The sequence below is a fragment of the Streptomyces sp. E2N166 genome, from assembly GCF_003671715.1.
GTDB lineage: Bacteria > Actinomycetota > Actinomycetes > Streptomycetales > Streptomycetaceae > Streptomyces > Streptomyces thinghirensis.
This window is the reverse complement of the sequence record NZ_RAIF01000032.1, coordinates 876,385-884,925: the sequence shown is the minus strand read 5'-3', so window position 1 is coordinate 884,925 and position 8,541 is coordinate 876,385. Positions and strand designations below refer to the sequence as shown.

Genomic DNA, 8,541 nt, shown 5'->3' with positions numbered 1-8,541 from the left:
TCGACGGAGCGCAGTTCGTCCTTGGCCACGCGCGCGTCGGCCGACTTCACTCCGATCGTCCTGAGCGTCGCGGAGGGCACCGGCTCGCGCTTGTCGTCGATCATGGGCAGGCCGGCGACCACCAGCCGGGCCGTCGTCGGGGTGACGCCGGTGAGCCGCGCGAACTCCTCGGCGGCCGCCGGGAACCAGGGTGCCGGGCCGCGCTCGGCCAGCTCGGCGCGGAACGCCGCCGCCCAGCCGGGCGCTCGGGTCGGCTTCGGCACGAACTCCCCCGCGGCGACCGCGGTGTACGGCGCGGGTACCTCGAACCGGCCGGACGGATCGTGGAAGACCGCTCCGTAGCGCCGGCTCGTGGTGTCGTCCTCGGAGTCCCATTCACGCAGGTAGTCGAACGCGCGGTGGGGAAAGAGCAGGAACGCGCCGCCGTCGAGGTCCAGCACCGTCTCGTCGGTGTTGCCCCGCACGGCGTCGGGCCCCTCGAACAGGCTCTGGTCCAGTCGCAGCCGCACACGGCGCCAGTGGCCGGGGTCCAGCTCCGTGAGTATCTGCGCGTCGAACTCGGCGAGGAACGCGTCCAGCGGCTGCCGGTGCTCCTCCACGGTGGGCATCGAACCGGCCCGCAGGGCCAGTATCGCGGGCAGTTCGGGCAGAGCCAGGGCGTCGATCTTCCTCAGCGACTCCTGTCTGGCCAGTTCGAGGTGGGTCCGGCCCGGGGGAGCCGGCTCGGCCGGGCCCCGCATCGACCGGCCCAGCAGGTGCGGCAGGTTGTGGAGGTGGTGCTCTCCGGCCCAGTAAGTGGGGCGCCAGCCCCGGCCGGTCAGGCCGACACCGTTCACCGCCGCCTCCAGCAGCTTGTCTCCCGTCCTGGGCCGTGGCTCCCGCGGCTCGACCCCGGCGATCGCGGAGTCGAGCCGGGTCAGCGCCTCGTCCAGGACCCGCTGCTGCTCGGCGGCGAACCTCACCACCCCGGCGACGCCGGCGCGCAGCGCCTCGTGGCCGATCTCGGGCAGGAGTTTCCGGACCAGGCCGCCCACCACGTCCCGGTCGTCCGTCTCCGCCTCCTCCTCGCCCCGCTCGCCGTCCTTCTCGGCGTCCAGCGCCGACAGGGCACCCGTCAGGAGCGCCTTGGCGGTGTCCTCGCCGACCTGGCGGAGCGCGGCGGACCCCCGCGGGTCGCGCGGCTGGAGGAGGTGCCAGTAGCGCAGGTGCGGAAGCAGGGCCGTACCGGCGTTGAAGGGTCCGGCCCTGTAGCCGGACCCGGTCTCGGCGAGCAGCGCGCCCTTGGTGTCGAAGAGCCTGACCGTGCGCGAGGTGTGGATCACGGTCACCGGCCGGTCGGCGCCGGGGAAGACCAGCGCGTGCTGCGGGTCCCCGGCCACTCCGGGTGGCACGACGACCGAGCGTCCGGCCAGGTCCTCGCCCCGCCGCGAACCGTCGGGTAGGGTCACCACGCGCCAGCCGAGCACCCCGTCCACCGGGGCGCACATCGGGCCCGGTACGGCCGAGGGGGCGGGCAGCAGCCAGGCGCTGTTCAGGGTGCTTCCCTCCGGAGCGGTGCGCAGGGCCTCGTCGATCCACTGTGGTGCTCCGGGTTCGCCCAGCGTGCCACCGACCGGGTCGTAGGCGCGCCAGGTGTACTTCCCGTCCTCCCCGTCCAACACCCAGTACGACGTGCCGTCACTGATCACCTGACGTGTCTGCGGCACGAAGGCGTCCCCTCGGCGCAGCACCCCGCGACCGGTGGTCCGGCCGCCTCCGGGAAGGGGAAGGGACGCGGGTGCCATACCGCCGTTGACTCCTCCGCTCCCGTCCACCTCGCAGGGCCACCAGGCGTGGACATCGCCCTCGACCGCCATGCGTGGCGAGTCTGCGGTGCCGTGCCAGTACCCCTGCCAGGTGAGGGTGGAGCCGGCCGTGGAGGACAGTCGCCACCAGACGAGCAGCCCGCCGTCGACGTACTGACAGGTGAACGACCCGAACAGGTCCGAAGGGTCCGGGAGGCGCGGCACACAGGCGAGAACCGTGCCCTCCGCCCCGATCACCCGGGCCTCTCCACCGGACATGACGATGAGGTACGGCCAGCCGTCGACGACCCTGATGCCCCGGTTCTGCTCCCGCGAGTCGGCGGACCGCAGGGCTTCCTCCCAGGCCGGCCAGCCCAGTTCGTCGAGGACGCCGGTGCGCAGGGTGCGGGCCAGCGCGGGTGCGACGCCGGTGGCCAGGGCTTCCCGCAGCTCGTCGGCGGCGACGGCCAGCGCCTTCCCCGGCAGCCAGGACAGCGTGCGCAGAGCGCCGGAGTAGCCGGAGAGTCCGGCCAGTTCGCAGGTGAGGTACCTCCGGCCGACCTCCGCCACCCAGGGTGCGAGCATCGTCCGCCCGCCTGGGGCCTCGGCCAGGTTGACGACGGTCTCCTCGCTGTTGCCCCATTTCCCCTCGGGGCAGCCGCGCCGGAACGCCGGACGGAAACGCGCGTCGGCCTCCAGCGCGAGGAGGTCCCGACGGTACTCGCGGGCCGCCCACGTGCTCAGGGCGAGCCTCTGGTCATCGGCGGGTTCCGCCACCGGTATGTCGAGGGACAGAAGCTGGTCGAGCAGGTTCACGTCGCCGACCGGGGGCTGGAGGGTGTCCCCCTGGGCCCGGAGTTCGGCACGCAGTGCGTCGGCCATGCGGTCGGCCAGCGGATACAGTTCCGGCGGCGCGGCCTGGTGTCTGTCGGTCCCGCACAGTGCGAGGAACCTGCGCGTCCATCCGACCGTGCCGTCGGGGGAACGGGCCTCGGCGGGCAGTGTGGCGTCGCACAGCCCGGCAGTCGCTCCGGCGTCCTCCAGCAGGGCCAGCCACTGGGGCAGTTCGTCCCGCTCCCACTCCGCCGGCAGCAGCCCCAGCAGCGTGCCGCGGACGGCGGGCTCGCGCCGGGTCAGTTCCAGCAGGGCGGCCCGGTGGGCCTTCCACCAGCCTGGCGGTGCCTTGACCGTGCCGGGCAGCGGCAGCATCTCGCGGAGGTGGGCCATCTCCTCGGCGAGCGCGTTCTTGCCCGCGACCGTCTTCGCCAGCCGGCGCAGGTCGGCCGCGCCCGGGCTCGACGGCGGCACGCCGTGCGCGGCGAGCCGGACGAAGAGCCCGCGCAGGTGCCGGAAGGCCGTCGCGGCCGGTACGCGGGACGACAGCCCCTTGGCGTAGCTGGAGAGGATCTTCGTCGGCACCGCGCCGGCCAGGGCGAACTCGAGGAACACCGCGTCCATGCGTGCCTCGTCGAACGGTAGCGCGTGTGCCGTCTCGGCCTTGCGCGCGTTGACGAACATCTGGGACGCGTAGGCCGTCTGGTCGGCGGCCAGGAACACCCGCCCGGCCTGCTCGTAGAAGGTCGGCAGGAAGTGCGGTACGGAGCCCGCGAGCCGTGCGCCGATCGACTCGTAGGTGGCACGGGCCTTCTTCGCCCGGGATCTCACCGTCCGTGCGACCTTGTTCATCTCCTCGACCAGGGACATCGCCAGGTGTCCGTCCGAGGGATGACGGACCAGCACCCATTCGGGGAAGCCCAGGGCCCGGTGCTGTCCGACACCGACCTCCACCGGCTCGCCCTCGGGTTCGAGTCCGAGGAAGCCCGTGTCCGGGTCGCCGGTCCCGTCCTCGGCGATCAGGCGCACCACGGTCCGCCCGTCCAGTCCCGGATGCCGGTAGGCCCGGGCGTACACGGGCACGGCCCGGTCGCCTCCGCCGGTGGTGCCCCGCGGCAGCACCGCACCCGCGCGCAACAGCTCCTCCACCTCCGCCGTCGCCGCGTCCCGTGTCGTGCCGTCGCTCATGTTCACGTGCCTTCCGTGGGCGTGCGTTCCGCTGCCGTTCACTCGGTGCCGTCCGTGGTCACGGTGCGGCCGGCGTGCAGGGCCGCGGCCATGCGCATGCCCTCGGACCAGGCCACGGGGCCGACCTCGGTCAGCGGGAGACGCCGGTGCCCGTCCTCGTCGCTCCAGGACAGGCTGCCGGTCCAGGCCTTGTCCTCGGTGTAGGGATCGCTCATGCCGACCCTTGCGGTGATGACGTGCCCGGTGTCCCGGATCCTGTCGACGATGCCGCTGCCGGAGACCTGGTAGCCGAGGGACGTGGCGCGGGAGGAGAGGTGGAACCAGGAGCGGTACTCGGCGTCGGCGAACTCGGTGACCCTGTCGGCCCCGCCGCCGGTCGCGGGTTTGCGCCAGGTGGCCCGGTGGATCTGCTCGACGCCCTGGGCCACGCCCAACTCGGCCGCGATGGTCCGGAGTTCCTCCAGGTCGGGGAGAAGGACCGGATGCGGCATGGTCACCGTCCGGGCTGCCAGACGGACGGTCTCACCGTCCAGGTTCACCACCCGCAGCGCGCCCGAGTCGTCCACGTCGCGCAGGAAGCCGGCCTCGTCGGGACCGCCACCGGCCTCGGCGCCGCCACCGACGATAACGATGTCGCGGAGCGCCGCCTGCCATGCCTCGTCGGGCCAGACCCGGGCCAGCAGAGCGGTCGGCACCGGCAGCGAGGACACCATCCAGTTGCCGACCTGTGCCGCGCACTCGGCCGCGTGCCGGTCCAGCCACTCGGCGAAGCGCTGGAGTTCGACGACTTCGGGCCGGTCCCGGATCTCCGCGGGCAGGGCTCTCACCCGCTTCCCCTCCTGCCCGGCCGGGGGCGGCCCCGACGCGGACCGGGCCACCACCCGGCCGTCCACCAGAGCGACTTCGTATGTGTCGCCCACTGCCAGCCAACCCATCGCTTCCTCGCCTCTTCCACATCCGGGATCCGGCACAGCATGTCCGGCGGCCCCAACCGGGGCGCCCCGCTGTGGCGTTGGCGAAAGACTAGGGGCACCCACCGACAGCGCCCGCGGCGCCGCCCTTCCGTGAGACGGAAGAAGCGTTGCCACCCCGCGACGCCCTCGCGGACGATGCCACCACCCACGACGGACGGGAGCCGCAACGATGCCGCACATGACCGCCTTCGCCAGGAACCAGCACCTGCGGCACCTGCGAGACCGACGTCGTCGAGGGCGAGCCGGACCACCGGGACTCGGTACTCACCGACCGGGAACGGGCCGCCGGGGAGACGATGCTCATCTGCGTGTCCCGGTGCCGTGGCCGGCGGCTCGTGCTGGCCCTGTGAGCGCCTGACCGGTGATCCGGAGGCCGGCGTCGATCCGGGCGACGGTCGCCAGCACCTGGGCGAACACGTGGTCGTGCCGTGTGCCTCCCCCACGGTCGTACGGGAGCAGCTCAAGGCCGGCCTGCCGGGCGAGCCGGGACAGGTGCACACGCGGGTGGCCCCGCGCTACGCCGAGCTGCGGACCCATGTGTACGAGCAGATCCAGGCGGCGAGGCGCGGGGCGGGGCAGCCGGTCAGGACGGACCCGCCGCCGCCTCACTGACCCGGGCAGCCCACAGCCCGCGGACGTGTCCAAGGTGCCGCGTCATCACCCCGCGCACCGCCTCCTCGTCGCGGGCGAGCAGCGCGTCGAGGATCTCCAGGTGCTCCTCGGCCGACGCCTGCAGCCTTCCCTGCTCCACCAGCGCCGTCAGGCCGTACAGCCGGGAGCGCCGGCGCAGGTCGCGTACGACCTCCACCAGGTGGGCGTTGCCGGCCAGCGCCAGCAGCCCCAGGTGGAAGCGCAGGTCGGCCTCGACGTACGCGATGAGGTCACCGGCCGCGGCCGAGGTGACGATCTCCTCGGCCACCGGGCGCAGGGCCTCCAGCGCGACGGCGTCGGCGGTGGTGGCGAGCCCGACGGTGGTCGGGATCTCGATGAGCGACCGGATGTGGGTGTACTCGTCGAGTTGCCCGTCGGAGACGGCGGTGACCCGGAACCCCTTGTTGGGAACGGTGTCGACCAGCCCTTCCTTGGCGAGGTCGAGCATCGCCTCGCGCACGGGGGTGGCGGAGACGCCGAAGCGGGCGGCGAGGCCGGGGGCCGAGTAGACCTCGCCGGGGCGCAGTTCGCCCGCGACGAGAGCGGCGCGCAAAGCCTCGGCGACCCGCTCGCGGTGACTGGGCTTCCTGCTGCCGAGGACGGGCAGCGCGGGACCGGTGGCCTTCGCGTTCACGGCACTCACAGCACGAACCCCGCGGGGAAGGGGTCCTCGGGATCGAGCAGGTACTGCGCGGTGCCGGTGATCCACGCGCGGCCGGTGAAACTGGGCAGCACGGCGGGCAGGCCCCCGGCCTCGGTCGTGCCGAGCAGCCGGCCGGTGAACCGGGTGCCGATGAAGGACTCGTTCACGAACTCGGTGTGCAGGGGGAGTTCACCCCGGGCGTGCAGCTGGGCCATTCGGGCACTGGTGCCGGTGCCGCAGGGCGAGCGGTCGAACCAGCCGGGATGGATCACCATGGCGTGCCGGGAGTGGCGGGCGGTGGCGTCGGGTGCGGTCACCTGGACATGGTGGCAGCCCCGGATGGAGGAGTCCTCCGGGTGGACCGGCTCCTCGTCCTCGTTGATGGCCGCCATCAGGGAGAGGCCGGCGGCGAGGATGTCGTCCTTGCGGGACCGGTCGAAGGGCAGGCCCAGCCGCTCCAGCGGCAGAATCGCGTAGAAGTTGCCGCCGTAGGCGAGGTCGTACGTCACCGTCCGGCCACCGGGCAGGGTCGCCTCGCGGTCGAGGCCGACGGCGAAGGAGGGCACGTTGCGCAGGGTCACCGCCCTGGCCGCGCCGCCCGCCACCGCCACCTCGGCGACCACGACTCCGGCGGGGGTGTCGAGGCGGATGGTGGTGACGGGTTCCACGACCTCGACCATGCCGGTCTCCACGAGGACGGTCGCCACGCCGATCGTGCCGTGTCCGCACATGGGGAGGTAGCCGGAGACCTCGATGTAGACGACGCCCCAGTCGCAGTCGGACCGGGTGGGCGGCTGGAGGATCGCGCCGCTCATGGCTGCGTGGCCGCGCGGTTCGTTCATCAGCAACCGCTTGACGTCGTCGCGGTGTTCGCGGAAGTACAGCCGCCGCTCGTTCATGGTCGCGCCGGGGATGGTGCCGATGCCGCCGGTGACCACTCGGGTGGGCATGCCCTCGGTGTGGGAGTCGACGGCGTGCAGGACGAGTCCGCTGCGCATGGTCGTACCCCTACGCCAGTCCGGCCGCGAGGGCCTTCTCGGTGGCGGCGCGGACGGCGGCCTCCTGTTCGGGCAGCAGCGGCACACGCGGCGGGCGGCAGGCGCCGCCGTGTCGTCCGGCGAGGTCCATGGAGACCTTGATCGCCTGCACGAACTCGACCTTCGAGTCCCAGCGCAACAGCGGGTGCAGTTGCCGGTACAGCCGGTCGGCCGTGGACAGGTCCCCGGCGACGGCGGCGCGGTACAGCTCGACGCAGGCGGCGGGCAGCGCGTTGGGGTATCCGGCGATCCAGCCCTTCGCCCCCGCGAGCGCCAGCTCCAGCAGGACGTCGTCGGCGCCGGCCAGCAGGTCCAGGTCCGGGGCGAGTTCCGCGATGCGGTAGGCGCGGCGGACGTCACCGGAGAACTCCTTGACGCCCTGGATGTGTCCCTCGCCGTGCAGCCGGGCGAGCAGTTCCGGCACCAGGTCGACCTTGGTGTCGACGGGGTTGTTGTACGCGACGACCGGCAGGCCCGCCTTCGCGACCTCGGCGTAGTGGGCGAGGACGGAACGTTCGTCGGCGCGGTAGGCGTTGGGCGGCAGCAGCATCACCGCGCCGCAGCCGGCCTCCCGTGCCTGCTCGGCCCAGCGGCGGGCCTCGGTGGACCCGTAGGCGGCGACCCCCGGCATGACCCGCTCCCCGCCGATGGCGGCGACGGCGGCCTCTACTACCCGGGCGCGTTCCTCGGTGGTGAGCACCTGGTACTCGCCGAGGGAGCCGTTGGGTACGACACCGTCGCAGCCGTTCGCCACCAGCCAGGCGCAGTGGTCCGCGTAGGCGTCGTGGTCGATGGAGAGGTCGTCGTTCAGTGGGAGTGCGGTGGCGACGAGGACGCCGCGCCAGGGGCGGTGGTCGGTCATGTGGATCCTCTCTCGGACTGTTCCGGCCGTGGCTGTTCCGGCCCGGGCCGCTTCGGCTGTTCCGGCTGTTCCGGCTGCTCCGGCTGCTCCTGGGCGAGCACGCCGAGGGGCACCGGGCGGGCGAACGGCCGCCGGGAAGGGGTGGCTTCGCATCCGGTGAGTCCGGCGACGGCGGTGGCGCACATCCGCCCCTGGCACCAGCCCATCCCGGCCCGGGTCAGCAGCTTCACGGTGCGCACGTCCCCCGCGCCGAGTCCGTCGACGGCCTCCCGGACGGCGCCGGCGGTGACCTCCTCGCAGCGGCAGACAAGGGTGTCGTCGGTGACCTGGTCGGTCCAGTGGGCGGGCGGGGCGAAGGCGGCGGCGAGGGCCTCGGCGGAGGTCCGCAGCGTCTCGCGGGTCCGCTCGGCGGGCGTCCGGCCGGCCGGTTCGGGCCCGGTGTCCCGCAGTCGGGCGGCGATCGATCGCCCGGCGATGTGCCCCTCGGCGAGCGCGAGGGCGGCGCCGCCGACGCCGGTGGACTCCCCGGCCGCCCAGACGCCGGGGACGCTCGTGCGCTGCTCGGCGT

At 73.4% G+C, this 8,541-nt stretch carries 6 protein-coding genes and 2 pseudogenes; 2 read left to right on the top strand and 6 right to left on the bottom strand.

Translation table 11 applies throughout. The annotated features are described in order from the left end of the window. Both EBH09_RS30905 and EBH09_RS30900 read right to left on the bottom strand, forming a co-directional pair. Positions 1–3,806 (bottom strand): DNA-binding protein (locus tag EBH09_RS30905; RefSeq protein WP_121751087.1); only part of this gene is annotated, 3,806 nt, incomplete at its 3' end. 38 nt (positions 3,807–3,844) lie between these two features. Continuing rightward, a complete protein-coding gene (locus EBH09_RS30900) occupies positions 3,845–4,741 on the bottom strand; it encodes a DUF4132 domain-containing protein (protein WP_121750166.1) in 897 nt (298 codons plus the stop codon). A gap of 242 nt (positions 4,742–4,983) precedes the next feature. On the opposite strand from EBH09_RS30900, the pseudogene EBH09_RS30895 reads away from it, so the two are divergent. Beyond that, a pseudogene (locus EBH09_RS30895) lies at positions 4,984–5,130 on the top strand (2Fe-2S iron-sulfur cluster-binding protein); the annotation flags it as partial. Between the two features lie 52 nt (positions 5,131–5,182). After that, a pseudogene (locus EBH09_RS30890) lies at positions 5,183–5,392 on the top strand (ABC transporter ATP-binding protein); the annotation flags it as partial. Here EBH09_RS30890 and EBH09_RS30885 read toward each other — a convergent pair. The 4 genes from EBH09_RS30885 to EBH09_RS30870 all read right to left on the bottom strand — a co-directional run. Next, the gene (locus tag EBH09_RS30885; protein ID WP_238697491.1) at positions 5,364–6,065 is read right to left on the bottom strand and encodes a GntR family transcriptional regulator; all 702 of its coding nucleotides are present in this window, start codon (positions 6,063–6,065) and stop codon (positions 5,364–5,366) included. The pseudogene EBH09_RS30890 and the gene EBH09_RS30885 overlap by 29 nt on opposite strands. Before the next feature lie 5 nt (positions 6,066–6,070). Continuing rightward, a complete protein-coding gene (locus tag EBH09_RS30880) occupies positions 6,071–7,072 on the bottom strand; it encodes a proline racemase family protein (RefSeq protein WP_121750164.1) in 1,002 nt (333 codons plus the stop codon). A gap of 10 nt (positions 7,073–7,082) precedes the next feature. After that, positions 7,083–7,973 (bottom strand): dihydrodipicolinate synthase family protein, encoded by an 891-nt coding sequence (locus tag EBH09_RS30875; protein ID WP_121750163.1) that lies wholly within the window; start codon positions 7,971–7,973, stop codon positions 7,083–7,085. Continuing rightward, the coding region (locus EBH09_RS30870) for a (2Fe-2S)-binding protein (RefSeq protein ID WP_193776623.1) at positions 7,970–8,541 on the bottom strand (572 nt) is incomplete at its 5' end. The genes EBH09_RS30875 and EBH09_RS30870, both read right to left, overlap by 4 nt.